The following is a 16702-nucleotide window of genomic DNA, read 5'->3' on the forward strand; positions in this document are numbered from 1 at the left end:
GCACCCCAACGGGAGGCGATTGCGATGCTCGATGCTGGGGAGACCGACGAGAAGCTGCTCGAGGTGAACAATATCGAGGTGATCTACAATCACGTGATATTGGTCCTGAAGGGCGTCAGCCTGAGCGTGCCCAAGGGCGGGATCACCGCGCTTCTGGGCGGCAACGGGGCGGGCAAGACCACCACGCTCAAGTCGATCTCGAACCTGCTGCGCTCGGAGCGCGGCGAGGTGACCAAGGGCAGCATCACCTATCACGGCGAGCGGATACAGGACCTCGCGCCCTCGGACCTCGTCAAGCGGGGCGTCATCCAGGTAATGGAGGGGCGGCACTGCTTTGAGCACCTGACGGTCGAGGAAAACCTGCTGACCGGGGCCTATACGCGCAGCGCGGGGCGCGGCGACATCGACGCCGATCTCGACCTCGTCTACAGCTATTTTCCGCGGCTCAAGGAGCGGCGGCGCAGCCAGGCGGGCTATACCTCTGGCGGGGAACAGCAGATGGTCGCCATCGGGCGCGCCCTGATGAGCCGTCCTGAAACGATCCTGCTGGACGAGCCGAGCATGGGGCTCGCGCCGCAGCTGGTGGAGGAGATCTTCAACATCGTGAAGTCGCTGAACGACAACGAGGGCGCGACCTTTCTTCTGGCCGAGCAGAACACCAACGTCGCGCTGCGTTTCGCGCATTACGGCTATATCCTGGAATCCGGGCGCGTGGTGATGGACGGCCCCGCGAAGGAGCTGCGCGAGAACCCGGACGTGAAGGAATTCTACCTCGGCATGTCGGACGAGGGGCGCAAGAGCTTTCGCGACGTGCGCAGCTACCGGCGGCGCAAGCGGTGGCTGAGTTGACGGCGCGGATGGGCTGGAGAGGATATTATGTCTAGACATTACGACGAGCTCGAGACCCGCAGCCCGGAGGCGCGCGCCGGCGCGCTGGCCCGCGACCTGCCGGCGCAGATCGCCCGCGCGCAGACGCTGCCCGGTTACGGCGACCGGCTCTCGGGCGTGGACGCTGCGCGCGTCATGTCGGTGGCCGCGCTTGCCGACCTGCCGGTGCTGCGCAAGTCCGACCTCGGCGCGGCGCAGGCCGGTGCGGCGCCCCTCGGAGGGCTGACGACGCGGCCCGCGGCAACCTTCGCGCATGTGTTTCAGTCGCCGGGCCCGATTTACGAGCCGGGCGGCGACGCGCATGACTGGTGGCGCATGGGCCGTTTCCTGCATGCCTGCGGGATCGGGCCGGGGGACATCGTGCAGAACTGCTTCGGCTATCACCTGACGCCCGCCGGCATGATCTTCGAGAACGGCGCGCGCGCGGTGGGGGCAGCGGTATTGCCCGCTGGGACCGGGCAGACCGAGCTTCAGGCGCGGGCGGCGCATGACATCGGCGTGACCGCCTATGCCGGGACGCCCGATTACCTCAAGGTGATCCTCGACCGCGCGGACGAGATGGGCCTGCCGCTCAAGATCGCAAAGGCAGCCGTCGGAGGGGGCGCGTTGTTCCCGAGCCTGCGACGGGAATATGCCGATCGCGGCATCGAATGCCTGCAATGCTACGCCACCGCCGACCTTGGCAACATCGCCTTTGAGAGCGCCGCGATGGAGGGGCTGATCGTCGACGAGGGCGTGATCGTCGAGATCGTGACACCCGGCACCGGCGATCCCGTCCCGCCCGGCGAAGTGGGCGAAGTGGTGGTTACCACGCTCAACCCGGACTATCCGCTGATCCGCTTCGCCACCGGCGATCTGAGCGCGATCATGGAAGGCGCAAGCCCCTGCGGCAGAACGAATATCCGCATCAAGGGCTGGATGGGCCGCGCCGACCAGACCACCAAGTTCAAGGGCATGTTCGTGCGCCCCGAACAGGTCGCCGCGCTGGTCGCGCGCCACGACGAGATCGCCCGCGCCCGCGTCATCGCCAGCCGCGAGGGCGAGAGCGACGTGATGACCGTGCGCATCGAAGCCGAAGGCGGCGACGAGACGGCCTACGCGGCGTCGGTGGCCGAATTGCTCAAGCTCAAGGGCCGGGTCGAAATCGTGCCAAGGGGCGCCCTTCCCAACGATGGAAAAGTCATAGAAGATCAGCGCGAGTACGATTGACGGGGCCAGCAAGCCCGATCAGCGGCTAACTCTCCGAGCCCACCGTTCGGACGCTGAACGTTAAACGCCGACAAGTTGAATCGTTAACGCGGCCTTCACACCGCCCCTGCTATCCCGGTCCTCGGGTGAGTAAATAGGTGGTGGACATGAGTGCGCAGAGCAATGCGCGGCCAGTCATCATCAAGAGAAAGAAGATCGTTCAGGGCGGCGGGCATCATGGCGGTGCCTGGAAGGTCGCCTACGCGGATTTCGTGACCGCGATGATGGCCTTTTTCCTGTTGATGTGGCTGCTGAACGCGACGACGGAAAAGCAACGCAAGGGGTTGGCCGATTATTTCAGCCCGACTATCCCGATCAACCGCGTCTCGGGGGGCGGCGACGGCGATTTCGGCGGCGACAGCGTCTTTTCCGAAGAAACCCTGATCCGCAACGGCACCGGCGCGACCCAGCGCCGCCCGACCGAAGCGGACCGCGCCCGCGGCGACCTGTCCGACCAGGCGGCTGAACTGGCGAAGATGAAGGAGGCCTTCGACACACTCCTGCAAGGGATGAGCGGCGAAAGCACGGTCACGCGCAACCTGCAACGGCATATCCTCACCCGCGTCACGGACGAGGGGCTGGTGGTCGAGCTGTTCGCGGTTGAGGGCGCGCCGCTGTTCGAGCCGGGCAGCGATGCGCCGACCGCGCTGATGCGCGCGCTGGCCGAACTCATGGTCGAACTCGGCGGACTCGTGACCAATGCGCTGGCGATCGAAGGCCACACCAAGGCCGCGCCCGTGGTCCTGCGCGACAACCCGGTCTGGGATCTCTCCACCGCGCGCGCCAACGCGCTGCGACGGTTGCTCGAATCGTCCGGCGTCCGCGCGGGTCGCATGCAGCGCGTCACAGGCCATGCGGATCGCGAGCCGGCGACCGATGATCCGATGGCGGCGCGCAACAACCGCATGGAGGTGATTTTCCTGCGATCCGATATCTGACGAAGACGCGACAGGCGCGCGGGGAATAGGCCGAATTTTATCTGTTAGCACGCTGTTAAAGGGAGAGGCGCTATGCCTTGTGCCCAGGAACAGCCGATGCAGCAGAAAGGCGTATTCATGACAATTTCCTCCTCGTTGAACGCAGGCGTGGCCGCGCTCAGTGCGAATGCCTCGCGGCTCGCGGCCATTTCGGACAACATCGCCAACTCAGCGACCTACGGATACAAGAGGGTCGAAACCGATTTCCAATCGATGGTCATAAGTTCGGGTGGCGGAAGCTATTCCGCGGGCGGCGTACGTTCTTCGACCCAGCGCCTGATCGACCAGGGCGGGTCGCTGGTCATGACGTCCAACGCCACCGATCTGGCCGTGCGCGGCCGCGGCATGCTGCCGGTCGCGCGCGAGACCCAGCTCAACGTCGGCAACGGCGACAGCCAGATGCTGCTGACGACCACCGGCTCTTTCCGCACGGATTCGCGCGGTATCCTGCGAACCGAATCGGGGCTGGTTCTCTTGGGCTGGCCGGCCAATCCCGACGGCACGGTGCCCGAGTTTCCGCGCGACACCAGCGACGGGCTGGAGCCGGTGCAGATCAACGTCAACAAGCTGATCGGCGAGCCGACCACCAAGATCGATCTCGGGCTGAACCTGCCCGCGACCGACACCGCCTCGACCGCGACGGGCGATCCCCAGCAACTGTCGGTCGAATATTTCGACAATCTCGGCAAGTCGGAGACGATCGGAATCGAATTCGCCCCGACGATCCCGGGGTCGGGAAACTCGAACGAGTGGACGATGACCCTGCGTGATTCCGCCTCCGGAAACGCTGTTATCGGGGAATACACGCTGACCTTCGACGATGCGCGCGCCTCGGGCGGCACGCTCCTGGGGGTGGCGACGGGCGGGACCGGCGGGACCTATGATCCGGCCTCGGGCACGGTGATCGTGAGTGTCGCGGGCGGCCCGATGGAGGTGAATATCGGGCGGCTCGGCGCCTCGGACGGGCTGACGCAGCTTTCCGACAGTTTCGCGCCGCTCTCGATCTCCAAGGACGGCTCCCCGGTGGGCAACATGACCTCGGCGGAGGTCGACGAGAACGGCTTTGTCCGCGCCTCCTTCGACACCGGGATGACGCGCGTCATCTACCAGGTGCCGCTGGTGGACCTGCCCAACCCGAACGGCATGGTGTCGCTCGACAAGCAGACATTCATGCCATCGCCCGAAAGCGGGTCGTTCTTCCTCTGGGACGCCGGCGACGGGCCGACGGGCGATATCGTCTCCTTCGCCCGCGAGGAAAGCGCCACGGACGTCGCCGGCGAACTGACCGACATGATCCAGACCCAGCGCGCCTATTCGTCGAACGCCAAGGTGATCCAGACCGTCGACGAGATGTTGCAGGAAACCACCAACATCAAACGCTGACCCTGACGCGCGGCGCCCTAGCCGGATCGCGCCGCGCGCCGGGACGAACCGAAAGGCACAGCCATGAGCATCTCCAGCGCCCTGTCGAACGCGCTCAGCGGCCTGACCGCCAATGCGCGCGCGGTCAACGTCGTGTCCAGCAACCTCGCGAACCTCGATACCGAAGGCTATGCGCGCCGCGATATCGAACTGGCGGCGAACTCTCACGGCGCCAGCGGCGGAGTGCAGGTGGTCGGCGTCACCCGGCATGTCGACGCGGGGTTGCTCGGCGATCGTCGAATGGCCGACGGCAGCCTCGCCCACGCGCAGACGCGGGCGGGTTTTATCGAGAGCGTGCAGAACGCCATCGGCACGCCGGATGAGCCCGGCTCTCTCTCCGCGCGCCTCGCCGCGCTCGAGGTGAGCCTCGTCACCGCCGCCGCGCGTCCCGACGCGCAGGACCGCCTTGAGGCGGCAGCGCAACGCGCGGGCGAACTGACCGGCGCGTTGCGCTCGGCTTCGAACCACATCCAGTCAAGCCGCCAGGACGCCGAAGCCGGGATCGAATCCGCGGTGCAGATGCTCAATACGTCCTTTGAGCAGGTGCAGGACCTGAACCGGCGGATATCGGATGCGCGGGGCCGCGGGCTCGGCTCCTCCGGCCTCGAGGACCAACGCCAAGTGGTGATCGACCGGATCGCGGAATTCATCCCCGTTCGGGAAGTTCCGCGCAACCGCGGGACCGTCGCCCTGATGACGCCGGGGGGCGCGCTGCTGGTCGACAGCACCGCCGCGACGCTCGAGTTCACGCGCGCCAACGTCATTGCACCGCACTTGACGCTGGACGGCGGGCTTCTCTCGGGGCTTGTCATCGACGGCCAGACCGTCCCGCCGTCCGGGCCGCGCAGCCCCGTGGCGGGCGGCAAGCTGGCCGCGCTGTTCGAGCTGCGCGACGACCTGGCGCCGGACGCGCAGGCTCAGATCGACGCCATCGCACGGGACGTGATCGAGCGGTTTCAATCCCCCTCCGTCGATGCGACCCTCGGCGCGGGCGACCCGGGGCTGTTCACCGATGGCGGCGCCGCGTTCGCACCCGTCAATGAAACCGGCATCGCAGGGCGCGTCACGCTCAACGCGCTGGTCGATCCGGCGCAGGGCGGCGACGCCTGGCGGCTGCGCGATGGCCTGAACGCCGCCGCCCCCGGTCCGGCGGGCAATTCGCGCCAGCTGCACGCGTTGAGCGACGCGCTCTCGGCGCGCGGCGCGCTCGCCTCCGGCGGCCTGGGCGGCGGCGCAGGGGACGCGTCGCATCACGTGGCGAAGCTGACCTCGCATTTCGGACAACTCCAGGTCACCGAGGATCGCGCCCGGAGCCATTCCGCCGCGCTTGCATCCGAAACGCAGGAACGCCTGCTGGAAACCGGGGTCGATTCGGATGCCGAAACCCAGCGTCTGCTCCTGATCGAACAGGCCTACGCCGCGAACGCCCGGATGATCCGGACGCTGGACGAGATGATGCAAACCCTGTTGAGGATCTGACCCATGCCCCTTCCCTCTCTCGGCGATCTGGCCCAGAATTTCGTGACCCGGCGCCAGAACACCGCGCTCAAGACGCGCATGTCCTCGCTCACCGCCGAGCTGGCGAGCGGCCGCACCGCCGACGTCGCGCGCCATCTCGGCGGGCGTCTGTCCGAACTCGGCGATATCGAACACCGCATCACGCTCCAGCAGAGCCGCCAGACTGCGGCACAGGAGGCCGGGATCTACGCCGACGCGATGCAGATCGCGCTCGAGGAGGTTCACCGGAAGGCTGGCGATCTTGGCGTCGCCGCGGCCCTTGCCGCCGGCACGACCGATGCGACGTCCCTGCCGGCGCTCGCGGAGCAGGCCCGCGGAGCGCTCGACTCGATGGTTTCCGCGTTGAACCGGGACGTGGCGGGGCGCCCGGTTTTCGGCGGCGACGACCCGTCCAGCCTGCCGCTCGCCTCCGCCGGAACCCTGCTGGACGCCGCCCGGCTGGCCGTCGCCGGAGCGATCGACGCCGCCGGCGTCGAGGCCGGCCTCGATGCGTTTTTCGGACCCGGCGGCGGGTTCGAGACTACGATCTACCGGGGTGGCGGCGGCAGTCTCGCGCCGCATCGCATCGGCGACGGGACATCGGTCGAACTCTCCGTCAGAGCGGACGACCCGGCGCTGCGCGGCGCGTTGCGCGACACGGTGATGGCCGCGCTCGCGGACGACTCGGCGCTCGGAATCGCGCGAGACGACCGCATGCTGCTGCTGCGCCGCGCAAGCGATGCGCTTCTGACCGGGGCGGGCGCGGTGACCGGGATACAGGCCAGGCTCGGGTCGGCGCAATCGCGGATCGAACAGGCGGTCGCCGGACTGTCAAGCGAACTTGCCGGGCTCGAATCGGCGCGCAACACGCTGCTCGCGGTCGATCCTTATGACACGGCGAGCGAGCTGGAGCAGGTCCAGTTCCAGCTCGAGACGCTTTATGCGATCACCGCGCGCTCGTCGCGCCTCAACCTGGTGAATTTCCTGTCATGATCCTCCTGCGCCTGTGCCGCCTGGCCCTGTTGAGCCTCGTCCTGCCGATCCAGCCGGCCGACGCGAACCAGATACGGATCAAGGATCTGGTCGAATTCGACGGGGTGCGGGGCAACGACCTTGTCGGTTACGGGCTCGTCGTCGGGCTGAACGGCACCGGGGACGGGCTGCGCAACGCGCCCTTCACCGAGGAGATCATGACCAACATCCTTGAACGGCTCGGCGTCAACGTCACTGGTGAGCAGTTCCGCCCAAAGAACGTCGCGGCCGTGTTCGTGACCGGCAGCCTGCCGCCCTTCGCGCGCGCGGGCGGGCAGATCGACGTGACCGTGTCGGCCATCGGCGACGCCAGCAGCCTGCTGGGCGGAACGCTGGTGATGACCCCGCTCAACGCGGCCGACGGGCAGATCTACGCGGTGGCGCAGGGCACGATCATCGCCGGCGGCGCCGCCGCCGAGGGCGACGCGGCGAGCGTCGTTCAGGGCGTGCCGACCGCCGGCGTCATTCCCTCGGGCGCGCGGGTCGAGCGCGAGATCGAGTTCGCGCTCGGCTCGCTGTCGAGCCTGCGGCTCGCGTTGCGCGAACCGGATTTCACCACGGCGGGGCGGATCGAATCCGCGATCAACGCGCGATTCGGACGCGGCGTCGCGGTGATGATGGATTCGGGGACGGTACAGCTCGATATCTCGGGCACGCGCGCCCGGTCGCCAGCCCACGCGCTGGCCGCGATCGAGAACATCCGCATCGACCCTGAGCGCAAGGCCCGCGTGGTGGTCGACCAGCGCTCCGGCACCATCGTGATGGGTCAGGACGTGCGCATCAGCCGCATCGCGGTGAGCCAGGGCGGCCTGACGCTGCGGGTCCGCGAAACGCCCGTCGTGGCGCAACCCAACCCCTTCGCGCCCGGTGAGACGCTCGTGGTGCCGCGCACCGACGCGGATATCGAGGAAGAACCAGGCATCGGCCTGGCCGAGGTGGCGCCGGGCACGACATTATCAGAGGTGATCGCGGGGCTCAACGCGTTGGGCGTCGCGCCGCGCGACATGATCGACATCCTCAAGAGCATCAAGGCCGCCGGCGCGCTGCATGCCGAATTCGTCGTGCGCTGAGGCCCGGCGCCGCGCCGGTACCCATCACGCGCAGGGCTGAGCCCGAGCAGCGGTCGCCGGAGCCGAACGACAATTTGCATGACAACCGGTCGCACTGACGCGCCATGCACCGAATGAGGGTTCATCGGCCTCGGCGACGCCTCTGCCTCATCGGCCATGGCGACCACGCGCGCGGCGGACCGTCGCCGGTATCCAAGGCGGGGCGGGATGGAAACGTTGCGGCTGTAGCGGTCGGATCAGCCCCGGAATGCGGCGCGGCGCAATCGCTCAGAAGTAGCTGCGCACCAGGCTTCCGGCGACCAGCGACCAACCGTCGGCAATGACGAAGAAGGCGAGCTTGAAGGGAAGCGACACGATTGCGGGCGGCACCATCATCATGCCCATCGACATCAGCACCGCCGCGACCACGAGATCGATGATCAGGAACGGCAGGAACACGAGAAAACCGATCTGGAAGGCGCGAGCGATCTCGGAAAGCAGAAAGCTGGGGATCAGGACGGAAAGCGGCGCGTCGGGTCCGCTCGCGATCTGCGCGGTGTCGGGCCGCAGATCCGCCATTGCCGCGAACGTGTCAGGTTCGATCCGGTTCGCCATGAAGACGCGGAACGGTTCAAGCGCGCGCGGCACGGCGTCCTGCACCGGTAGCGCGTCTTGCAGCATCGGTTCAATCCCGGATCGCCACGCCTCCAAGAAGACCGGCTCCATGACGAAATAGGTCAAGAAGAGCGCAAGGCTGATGATCAGCATGTTGGGCGGCGATTGTTGCAGCCCGATACCCTGCCGCAATATCGCCAGCACCGTGACGATGAACGGAAAGCAGGTGATCATGATCGCGAGGCCCGGCGCGAGGCTGAGCACGGTGATCAGCGCGATCAGCTGCAATGTCTGCGCCGTGAGCGATCCGCCCTCCCCGAGCGAGATCGAAATGCCCTGGGCCAGCGCGGGCGTCGCCCCGGCCAAAAGCCCGAGAGCGGCGATCATGGCAAGCCGCGTCCCGGCGCGCATCCGGCATCGCGCTGAACGATCCCGCCCCCTGCCCCCGGCGGATGAGCATGGGTCGATCATCAGAACCCGTCTTGCAGATCGGCGACCTCGGTCAGGCGCACGGCGAGTTGTCCGGCGTTGTCGCCGTCCATCTCTTCAAGCTCGCCGCGCGCGATGAGCCGGTCTCCGACATAGAGTTCGACGGGGTCGTCAACCCGGCTGTCGAGCGGCAGCACCGCGTCTTCGCCCATCTTCAGCAGCTCGCCGATATTGGGCCGCGCCTTGCCGATGGAAATCGTGATCTCGATCGGAACGTTCGAGAACGGGTTTCCGGCGTCCATGTTGCGGGATTTCGTCTCTGGCGTGGTCATCAGGCTCTCTCCTTGGCCGGGGCGCGGGCGGTATGGTCCATGTTCTCGAAGAACCCGCTCACCGCCGCTTCGATTTCGCGCAGGACGGCATCGAGATCGATCCGCGCCTCGCTTTCGCCGACCCGGATATGGACCTGCCCTTCGCCGAGAGACGGCTCGGGACGGACGGTGACATCCGCGCGCTCCACCGTTTCGAGCAGCGATTCGAGCGCGCCGGCGTCGGCGGGGGAGGTCACGATCTGCGCAGGCGCGTCGCCTGCCTGTTTCGCCTGCTCCTCCAGCAGTTCGATGACCCGCACCCCGAGCGTCGCATGCGCGAGCCGCGGCAGGACGGTTTCCACCATCCCGGTCAGCAGCGGCCGCAACCCGGCGAGAAGCCCGGCCTGCGCCTCCTGGCAGGTGAAGGACAAATCCTGGAGATTCGCGGCGAAATCGGCGGAAATCCGGGTGCGGTCGCCCTCCTGGGCCTTGATCGCATCGTCCCAGCCGGCCTTGTAGCCCTTCTCGAACGACTCGAGCCGCTCATCCTCGAGCGAGACCTGGCTGATCGAGATCGTGTCGCGCGGATCGCCGGAGCCGAAATCGCGCAGGAGATGTGCGATGGACATCAGGCCGTCTCCTCTTCGCCTTCGAGCCAGGTGCGCAGCACTTCGACGGTTTCCTCCTGCCGCTCGCCGATCATCGAGCGCAGCCGGGCGACAGCATCCTCGCCGGGCGCAGTATCCTCGGGCAGGGCGCGATCACTGGTGTCGCGGCGGCGCTCGGAGACGATGGGCAGGCTGTCGGTGTCGAAATCTCTGTCGTCGATCTCCCCGGTGAGGGGGGTGAGCGGCGCCGCGTCCTCGGATGCGGCGCCGGCGCGGGCCTGTGCGGCGTCCGATTCGCCCTGCGGCGGCGCAAGCGCCTTGGCGGGCTGTCCGGGCCCGCGCATCAGCAGGGGACGGATGACGAACAGCCCGAGGAGCAATGCAACAAGGCCAAGCACGGCCGCCTGGACAAGCGACATCAGGTCGAGCCCGCTTGAGGCGAAAAGGGACGGCTCGGCGCTGGTCCCGAGCGGCTTTGGGAGGTCGAATTCCATCGTCTTGATCGTGATCGTGTCGCCGCGGGCCTCGTCATAGCCGACGGCGGAGGATACGAGTTCGCGCAGCGCGTCCAGCTCTTCGGCGGGGCGCGGCGAGAACGAGGCCGCGCCGTTGGCGTCGGTCGTGGTTATCCCGTTCACCAACACCGCGACGCTGAGGCGGCGGATCGCGCCGGGCGCCTGGGTCACCTCGCGTTCGGTTTCCGAGACCTCGTAGTTTACCCGTTCGCGTGATTCGTTCGTCGTGCTGCTTTGCGATCCGCCCTGCCCGTTGGCGTCGCCGTCCGGCAGGTTCGACGCGACGGTGACGTCGCCGCCGCCCTGGTCGGTCGACGAATCGGTGCGCTCCTCGGTGTCGGTGCTGATGGCGACGCGGCTTTCTGGATCGATGCGGCGTTCGCGCAGCGTTTCCGTCGTCTTGACGGTGTCGACGCTGACTTCGACCACCGCGTTGCCGTGTCCGACACGCGCCTCGAGCAGCCTCTGAACCCGCTCGCGCAGGGCGGCGGAGCGGTCTTCCGCGCCATTGGCGGGGGTCTCCTCGGCGGCGCCGATCAGGCCGCCATTGGCGTCGATCACCGAAACGTCCTCGGGGGTGAGCCCGGTCACCGCCGAGGCGACGAGGAACCGCAGCGCCTGCGCCTGCTGGGCGGAGATGTCGCCGCCCGCGGGCGTGACCATGACCGAGGCGGTGGGCCGCACGTCGCGCTGAAATGGGTTCGAGCCGGTATTGGCGATATGCACCCGCGCCGCGCCGATGGCGGGGCTGGCGAGGATGGTCCGCGCCAGTTCGCCCTCCTTGGCGCGCCAGTAGGCGGCGTCGAACATCTGCGACGTCGTGCCGAAACCCGACAGCCCGTCCAGCAGCTCATAGCCCTTCGAGGAACTGACCGGCAGCCCCTCGCTCGCAAGGGTCATGCGCAATTCGTCGCGCCGCGCGCTCTCGACGAAGATCGCGCCGCCGCGCACCTCGTAGGTGACGCCGCGCTGTTCCAGCGCGCGCACGACCTCGCCCGCCGGACCGCTTTCGAGCCCGGCGTAGAGCAACGCCATGCTGGGCGTGGCGGCCATGCGGCCGAGTCCGAGAACGGCGGCGAAGACGGCCAGGCTGGCCAGTATGACGATCACCCGTTTGCGGATGTCCAGAGCGGTCCAGAGTTGCGCGATCTGCTGCAAGTGCCATGCCTCCTGCTGGCCCGGCGTTCTGCCGGACGGTGGCGTCATCTTTGGCTCATCAGGCTTAACAATCGGTTAGTGCCTGTCGGCTAAAAGTCGGGAGAGTTGAAACGGGAAGGACCAGGCATGGCCGACACGGATGACGGCGCCGCGAATGCGCCGGCCAAATCTTCGAAACTGCCGCTATTGCTGGGCGTCGGGCTCGCTCTCGCCGGGGCGGGGGGCGGATTCTACGCCGTGTGGTCCGGGCTGATCATGGGCGGCGAATCACATGCCGGCGCGGCGCATGCCAGGCCCGCTTCGGACGGGGGCGGCGCAGGAGAATCGCATGTCGCCATGCCGGACATCGCCTATGTGCCCGTCGATCCGCTCGTGATTTCGCTCGGCGACGGCGCGACCGGCGCCCACCTGCGGTTCCGCGCACAGCTGGAGGTGGCCAGCCGATACCAAGGCGAGGTCGAGACGCTGATGCCGCGCGTGATCGACGTGCTCAATAGCTATCTCAGGGCGCTGGAGACCGCCGACCTGGCGGACAGCACCGCGCTGATCCGGCTGCGGTCGCAAATGCTGCGCCGCGTGCAGATCGTCACCGGAAAAGACCGGGTGCGCGATCTTCTGATCATGGAATTCGTGTTGAACTGAAGGTGTGACATGGAACTTATTGCCGACATTCTGCTGGTGGCCGGGGCGCTCGGCGCGGGGCTTTACTGTTATGTCCTGGGGCGTCGCCTGAGGCGCTTCAACGATCTCGAGAACGGGGTCGGCGGCGCCGTGGCCGTTCTTTCGGTGCAGGTGGATGACCTCACCCGCACGCTCGACGCGGCGCAGGGCGCGGCGGGGACATCGACCGAATCGCTGGAAAAGCTGACGGACCGCGCGGAAGGCGTCGCGCGTCGGCTGGAGCTGATGGTCGCGGCGATGCACGATCTTCCCGACGCACAAGAGGTCGCTCCCGAAGCCGAACAGCCCGAGGCCCGGTTCGCGCGCCACGATCCCTCTGCTTCGGCTACACCTGAGTCGCCTCCGCTCGGTCCGGTATTCCGCCGCCATGAAACGGGCGCCGCGTGATGGCCGCCCGAGGAACAGACGCGCCGCGCCGCAAGCGAAGCCGCGCCGGGCGGGGCACGCTGATCGTGATCGCGGGTCTCCTGGTGGCGTCGGCGATGCTGCGGATGGGCGGCGACGCCGGGCAGGTCTTTGCCCGGGCCGCCGCGCCGGGCGATGTCACGCCGCCGGACGCCGCCGAGCGCGAAGCGCGATCCTGCGAGCCGCCCGAGGAGATGCGCGCCGTCCTCAAGGCGTTCCAGGCGCGCGAGGCGCGGATCGAAGCGCGGGAAACTGCCATCACGGACCGCCTTCAGGCGTTGAAGCTCGCGGATCGCGAGGTGGCGCGCAAGCTTGCCCTGCTCGAACAGGCGGAAGAGGATCTGCGCGCCATGATCGCGCTCGCCGATGGCGCGGCCGAGGGTGACATCGCGCGGCTCACCAAGGTTTACGAAAGCATGAAGCCCAAGGACGCCGCCGCGCTCTTCGAAGAGATGAACGCGGACTTCGCCGCGGGATTCCTCGGGCGCATGCGCCCCGAGGCGGCGGCGGGAATCATGGCCGGGCTCAGCCCCGACGCCGCGCATCGCTTCAGCGTCGTGCTGGCCGGGCGGAACGCGGGCGCGCCGACCGAATGATCCGTCTCCGGGTCAGGGAATTTTAACGCCGCAGTGGCACTGTGGCCCGCGTATGACGCGGCGGAGGACGCAATGATCGGCATTATCGGTATCCTGGTTATCTTCGCGATGGTATTCGGCGGTTACCTCGCCGCGGGGGGCAAGCTCGGGATCATCATGAAGGCGTTGCCCTTCGAGATGATGATCATCGGCGGCGCGGCGGCCGGCGCGTTCATGCTCGGCAATGACGGGGCTGGCGTCAAACACACGATCAGGGACATCGGCAAGGTCTTCAAGGGGCCCAAGTGGAAGCAGGAGGATTATCGCGACCTGCTGTGCCTGCTGTTCGAACTGATCCGGCTCGGCCGGCAGAACCCGGTCGCGGTGGAGGAACATATCGAGGCGCCGCAGGACTCGGCGATCTTCGGCAGGTATCCGAAGATCCTCAAGGATGCCGAGGCGATCGCGCTGATCAGCGACACGATCCGCTCGGCGTCGATGAACTACGACGACCCGCACCAGGTCGAAGAGGTGCTCGACAAGCGGATGGAGGCGAACCTCAATCACGCACTGCATTCGAGCCACGCGTTGCAGACCGTCGCGGACGGATTGCCCGCGCTTGGCATCGTCGCCGCGGTACTGGGCGTGATCAAGACGATGGCGTCGATCGACCAGCCGCCCGAGATCCTTGGCAAGATGATCGGCGGCGCGCTGGTCGGGACGTTCCTCGGCGTCTTCCTCGCCTATGGCCTGGTCGGGCCGTTCGCGGCGAAGGTGAGATCGGTGGTCGAGGAAGACGCGCATTTCTATCAGCTCATCCGCGAGGTGCTGGTCGCCAACCTGCACAGCCACGCAACCAACATCTGCATCGAGGTCGGTCGCCAGAATACGCCGTCACATCGCAGGCCGAGCTTCTCCGACCTCGAAGAAGCATTGAAATCGGTCAAGCAGGACGCGGCGTGATGCGCCGCTTTCTCATCATCGCTTGCATTGCGCTGCTCTGGGCCTTCGGCTCTGCGGTCCCGGCCGCGACGCCGGGGGAAGTGACGGTGCGCTCGGGCGATCACGACGGATTCTCGCGTCTCGTGCTGGCGCTGCCACATCGCGTCGACTGGCGCATTACCGGAACCGGCCGTGATCGGAAGGTGATCGTCAAGGATCGCGCGTGGCGTTTTGACCTCTCGACCGTGTTCGTGCGCATGCGCGACGACCGGCTCAGGAACATCGCGCCGACACCCGGCGGGCTGCGCCTGACGCTGGGCTGCGAATGTGCTATTGAGACGTTCTGGCACGGGCAGTCCATGCTCGTGATCGACATCCGCGATCCAGATATCATCGCGGACGGCGCTGGCGCGCAAAAGACCCGGCCGTCCCCTTCGCCGGAGAAGGTCGTCCCGATACAGGCGGACCGCGGTCCGGCGCATCTCCTGACAGCCGGACGTATCGCCGCGGAACTGGCCGCGGCGTCCCTCGCACAGGACCTTTTTGGGATGGCGCCGGCGCCGTCGCCGCCCGGTGTTCCGCCAAAGCCTGATTTGTCCATCGCGCGGGAGCAACTGGCCAGGCAGATTTCCCGGGCGACGACAATGGGGCTCTTGTCGCCGCAGGTGGACATTTCGCCCGGCGGAACCGAGGCTGAGCCGCCGCCCGGAGCGAATGACGGCGCAGATCCCGTGCGAACGCCGGCGCCGGAACCGGATGCCGGGCCCGGTCTCCAGCTTCGTTCCGAAATGTCCCTGGATCACGAGGTCATCGCGCCAAGCGATACGCTTCAGGTCACTTACAAGGGCAAGGTCTGCCTCGGCGACGACGCTCTGGCGATCGCGCAATGGGGCGATGGCGGGAGTTTCGCGACCCGGATCGGTCCGGCCCGCGCACGGCTTACGGACGAGTTGGGCCGTTTCGACGGGGCCGCGGCGCTCGATCTCGCCAGGCTCTATCTTCACCACGGCTTCGGCGTCGAAGCCCGGCAGGTGTTGCATGTCGCCGGAGTCGAAGGGCGGAAGGTTCAGGTCGCCCGCGCGATCGCAGATATATTCCAGCACGGAGAGGCGGAGGGATCGTCGCTTGCCGGACAGCTCAGCTGCGCGTCCGGTGCCGCAATGTGGTCGGCGCTGTCATACCGGGCGCTGCCGCCCGGTGCGCCTCTCGATCTCGATGCGATCCTTCGCGGCGTCAACGCCCTGCCCCGCCATCTTCGTGATCTCCTCGCACCGAACCTCGCGCGCAAGCTCATGGCGGCGGGCCGCGCCGAAGCGGCCGACGACGTCCTGCGCCAGCTTGAGCGCGGCGGCGCTGCGCCGGCTCCCGGCCAAGGGCTTGCGCGAGCGGAGGTCGAGCTCGCAGCAGGTGACGACGCCGCCGCCGATGAAACCCTGGGCCGGATTGTCGAATCCAACGTGGAGATCGCGGCCGAAGCCCTGCTTCGGCGCATCGATGCGCGCCTCGCTTCAGGACGCGCGATCCCGCAGGACATGGCTGATCTCGCCGGGGCCTATGCGCATGAGCTGCGCGACGCCGAGATCGGTCCTGACCTCGCCCGCGCGTATATCGAGGCGAGCGCCGCGTCGGGCGCATTCAAGAACGCCTTCGACCATCGCGCGCGCCTTGACGCGGAGCTTCCGGAGGCGACGCGCCGGCATGTGACAGATACGCTGTTCGATCTTCTGACGCGAAACGCCGAGGACGTGACTTTCCTGACATACGCGCTGTCCATGCAGCCGGAAATCGACGGCCGTCTAAGCGCGGAAACGGAAACCGCCATCGCCCGGCGCCTCCTGGACACCGGTTTTCCGGTTGCTGCGCAGGCGTACCTGGACGGCGCGGCGCAGGGGCCGGCGCAGCGCGAACGTCGGCTCCTGCGGGCGAAGGCCGCGCGCGCCCTTGGCACGCCGCGACAGGCGCTGGTCGAGCTTCTCGGCCTGTCCGGGCCCGACGCGAACCGGCTGCGCGCCGACGCCCGTAGCATGGCGGGCGAGTTCAACGCGGCCCGTGAACTCTATGCGACGGGCGGCCAACCTGATTCCGCGTTGCGCGCCGCGATGCAGGCAGAGGATTGGGAACTGGCCTCGGCGTTGGGCGATGCGGAGATTGCCCGGCTCGCGAGCGGTTCGGGCGCGCCGGAGGCCCTGTCCGACGGCAATCTGCTGGCGCATGACCGCGCGCTGATCGACGCGAGTGCGACGACGCGGAGCCTGGTCGGCAACCTTCTCGGCGCGCGCCAGATCCCCGGAGAGCCTGACGAGGGCGAATGACGATCCCCGTTTCGTCAAGGAAGTAACCGAATCTCAAT

Annotated in this window: 16 protein-coding genes; 12 read left to right on the forward strand and 4 right to left on the reverse strand. The window is 67.6% G+C overall.

What is annotated here, in order from left to right:
• Nucleotides 1–24: 24 nt before the first annotated feature.
• The 7 genes from D6850_RS16100 to D6850_RS16130 all read left to right on the forward strand — a co-directional run bounded on the left by D6850_RS16100 (nucleotide 25) and on the right by D6850_RS16130 (nucleotide 8134).
• Nucleotides 25–849 carry an ABC transporter ATP-binding protein gene (locus D6850_RS16100; RefSeq protein WP_121168635.1) on the forward strand — a complete coding sequence of 275 codons (825 nt, stop codon included), beginning with the start codon at nucleotides 25–27 and terminating at the stop codon, nucleotides 847–849.
• Between the two features lie 27 nt (nucleotides 850–876).
• On the forward strand, nucleotides 877–2097 hold the full coding sequence (locus tag D6850_RS16105; RefSeq protein ID WP_121168636.1) for a phenylacetate--CoA ligase family protein: 1221 nt from the start codon (nucleotides 877–879) through the stop codon (nucleotides 2095–2097).
• A gap of 146 nt (nucleotides 2098–2243) precedes the next feature.
• Nucleotides 2244–3074, forward strand: coding sequence for a flagellar motor protein MotB (locus tag D6850_RS16110; protein WP_121168637.1), 831 nt, complete (start codon nucleotides 2244–2246; stop codon nucleotides 3072–3074).
• A gap of 117 nt (nucleotides 3075–3191) precedes the next feature.
• Nucleotides 3192–4496 (forward strand): flagellar hook protein FlgE, encoded by a 1305-nt coding sequence (locus D6850_RS16115; RefSeq protein WP_206019300.1) that lies wholly within the window; start codon nucleotides 3192–3194, stop codon nucleotides 4494–4496.
• 63 nt (nucleotides 4497–4559) lie between these two features.
• Nucleotides 4560–6014, forward strand: a complete 1455-nt coding sequence (flgK, locus tag D6850_RS16120; RefSeq protein ID WP_121168639.1) for a flagellar hook-associated protein FlgK — start codon at nucleotides 4560–4562, stop codon at nucleotides 6012–6014.
• Nucleotides 6015–6017: 3 nt separating this feature from the next.
• Nucleotides 6018–7025, forward strand: a complete 1008-nt coding sequence (locus D6850_RS16125; protein WP_121168640.1) for a flagellin — start codon at nucleotides 6018–6020, stop codon at nucleotides 7023–7025.
• Nucleotides 7022–8134 carry a flagellar basal body P-ring protein FlgI gene (locus D6850_RS16130; protein WP_121168641.1) on the forward strand — a complete coding sequence of 371 codons (1113 nt, stop codon included), beginning with the start codon at nucleotides 7022–7024 and terminating at the stop codon, nucleotides 8132–8134. Before D6850_RS16125 ends, D6850_RS16130 begins: the two co-directional genes overlap by 4 nt.
• Nucleotides 8135–8401: 267 nt before the next feature.
• Here the strand turns inward: D6850_RS16130 and fliP are convergent, their stop codons facing one another.
• The 4 genes from fliP to fliF all read right to left on the reverse strand — a co-directional run bounded on the left by fliP (nucleotide 8402) and on the right by fliF (nucleotide 11797).
• A complete protein-coding gene (gene fliP / locus D6850_RS16135) occupies nucleotides 8402–9115 on the reverse strand; it encodes a flagellar type III secretion system pore protein FliP (protein ID WP_245964218.1) in 714 nt (237 codons plus the stop codon).
• 83 nt (nucleotides 9116–9198) lie between these two features.
• Nucleotides 9199–9489: a FliM/FliN family flagellar motor switch protein gene (locus D6850_RS16140; protein ID WP_121168643.1), complete on the reverse strand. Its 291-nt coding sequence runs from the start codon at nucleotides 9487–9489 to the stop codon at nucleotides 9199–9201.
• Nucleotides 9489–10097, reverse strand: coding sequence for a FliH/SctL family protein (locus tag D6850_RS16145; RefSeq protein WP_121168644.1), 609 nt, complete (start codon nucleotides 10095–10097; stop codon nucleotides 9489–9491). The genes D6850_RS16140 and D6850_RS16145 overlap by 1 nt, the downstream gene beginning before the upstream one ends.
• The gene (gene fliF / locus D6850_RS16150; protein WP_245964219.1) at nucleotides 10097–11797 is read right to left on the reverse strand and encodes a flagellar basal-body MS-ring/collar protein FliF; all 1701 of its coding nucleotides are present in this window, start codon (nucleotides 11795–11797) and stop codon (nucleotides 10097–10099) included. The genes D6850_RS16145 and fliF overlap by 1 nt, the downstream gene beginning before the upstream one ends.
• Nucleotides 11798–11875: 78 nt before the next feature.
• Here fliF and D6850_RS16155 point away from each other — a divergent pair, with 78 nt between their 5' ends.
• The 5 genes from D6850_RS16155 to D6850_RS16175 all read left to right on the forward strand — a co-directional run bounded on the left by D6850_RS16155 (nucleotide 11876) and on the right by D6850_RS16175 (nucleotide 16664).
• Nucleotides 11876–12391 (forward strand): flagellar basal body-associated FliL family protein, encoded by a 516-nt coding sequence (locus D6850_RS16155; RefSeq protein WP_121168646.1) that lies wholly within the window; start codon nucleotides 11876–11878, stop codon nucleotides 12389–12391.
• Between the two features lie 9 nt (nucleotides 12392–12400).
• Entirely contained in the window at nucleotides 12401–12817 is a 417-nt protein-coding gene (locus D6850_RS16160) for a hypothetical protein (RefSeq protein WP_121168647.1), read from the forward strand.
• Complete coding sequence (locus D6850_RS16165; protein WP_121168648.1) at nucleotides 12817–13431, forward strand: MotE family protein; 615 nt, start codon at nucleotides 12817–12819, stop codon at nucleotides 13429–13431. Before D6850_RS16160 ends, D6850_RS16165 begins: the two co-directional genes overlap by 1 nt.
• 72 nt (nucleotides 13432–13503) lie before the next feature.
• The gene (gene motA / locus D6850_RS16170) at nucleotides 13504–14373 is read left to right on the forward strand and encodes a flagellar motor stator protein MotA (RefSeq protein ID WP_121168649.1); all 870 of its coding nucleotides are present in this window, start codon (nucleotides 13504–13506) and stop codon (nucleotides 14371–14373) included.
• Nucleotides 14373–16664 (forward strand): hypothetical protein, encoded by a 2292-nt coding sequence (locus D6850_RS16175; RefSeq protein ID WP_121168650.1) that lies wholly within the window; start codon nucleotides 14373–14375, stop codon nucleotides 16662–16664. Before motA ends, D6850_RS16175 begins: the two co-directional genes overlap by 1 nt.
• Nucleotides 16665–16702 lie beyond the last annotated feature (38 nt).

Origin of the sequence: Roseovarius spongiae (assembly GCF_003651245.1) — a bacterium.
Lineage (GTDB): Bacteria > Pseudomonadota > Alphaproteobacteria > Rhodobacterales > Rhodobacteraceae > Roseovarius > Roseovarius spongiae.

Bases quoted from the DNA above. Each gene is read 5' to 3' on its own strand.
- D6850_RS16100 (WP_121168635.1), top strand. From the start codon at position 25: ATGCTCGATGCTGGGGAGACCGACGAGAAGCTGCTCGAGGTGAACAAT.
- D6850_RS16105 (WP_121168636.1), top strand. From the start codon at position 877: ATGTCTAGACATTACGACGAGCTCGAGACCCGCAGCCCGGAGGCGCGC.
- D6850_RS16110 (WP_121168637.1), top strand. From the start codon at position 2,244: ATGAGTGCGCAGAGCAATGCGCGGCCAGTCATCATCAAGAGAAAGAAG.
- D6850_RS16115 (WP_206019300.1), top strand. From the start codon at position 3,192: ATGACAATTTCCTCCTCGTTGAACGCAGGCGTGGCCGCGCTCAGTGCG.
- flgK (WP_121168639.1), top strand. From the start codon at position 4,560: ATGAGCATCTCCAGCGCCCTGTCGAACGCGCTCAGCGGCCTGACCGCC.
- D6850_RS16125 (WP_121168640.1), top strand. From the start codon at position 6,018: ATGCCCCTTCCCTCTCTCGGCGATCTGGCCCAGAATTTCGTGACCCGG.
- D6850_RS16130 (WP_121168641.1), top strand. From the start codon at position 7,022: ATGATCCTCCTGCGCCTGTGCCGCCTGGCCCTGTTGAGCCTCGTCCTG.
- fliP (WP_245964218.1), bottom strand. From the start codon at position 9,115: ATGATCGCCGCTCTCGGGCTTTTGGCCGGGGCGACGCCCGCGCTGGCC.
- D6850_RS16140 (WP_121168643.1), bottom strand. From the start codon at position 9,489: ATGACCACGCCAGAGACGAAATCCCGCAACATGGACGCCGGAAACCCG.
- D6850_RS16145 (WP_121168644.1), bottom strand. From the start codon at position 10,097: ATGTCCATCGCACATCTCCTGCGCGATTTCGGCTCCGGCGATCCGCGC.
- fliF (WP_245964219.1), bottom strand. From the start codon at position 11,797: ATGACGCCACCGTCCGGCAGAACGCCGGGCCAGCAGGAGGCATGGCAC.
- D6850_RS16155 (WP_121168646.1), top strand. From the start codon at position 11,876: ATGGCCGACACGGATGACGGCGCCGCGAATGCGCCGGCCAAATCTTCG.
- D6850_RS16160 (WP_121168647.1), top strand. From the start codon at position 12,401: ATGGAACTTATTGCCGACATTCTGCTGGTGGCCGGGGCGCTCGGCGCG.
- D6850_RS16165 (WP_121168648.1), top strand. From the start codon at position 12,817: ATGGCCGCCCGAGGAACAGACGCGCCGCGCCGCAAGCGAAGCCGCGCC.
- motA (WP_121168649.1), top strand. From the start codon at position 13,504: ATGATCGGCATTATCGGTATCCTGGTTATCTTCGCGATGGTATTCGGC.
- D6850_RS16175 (WP_121168650.1), top strand. From the start codon at position 14,373: ATGCGCCGCTTTCTCATCATCGCTTGCATTGCGCTGCTCTGGGCCTTC.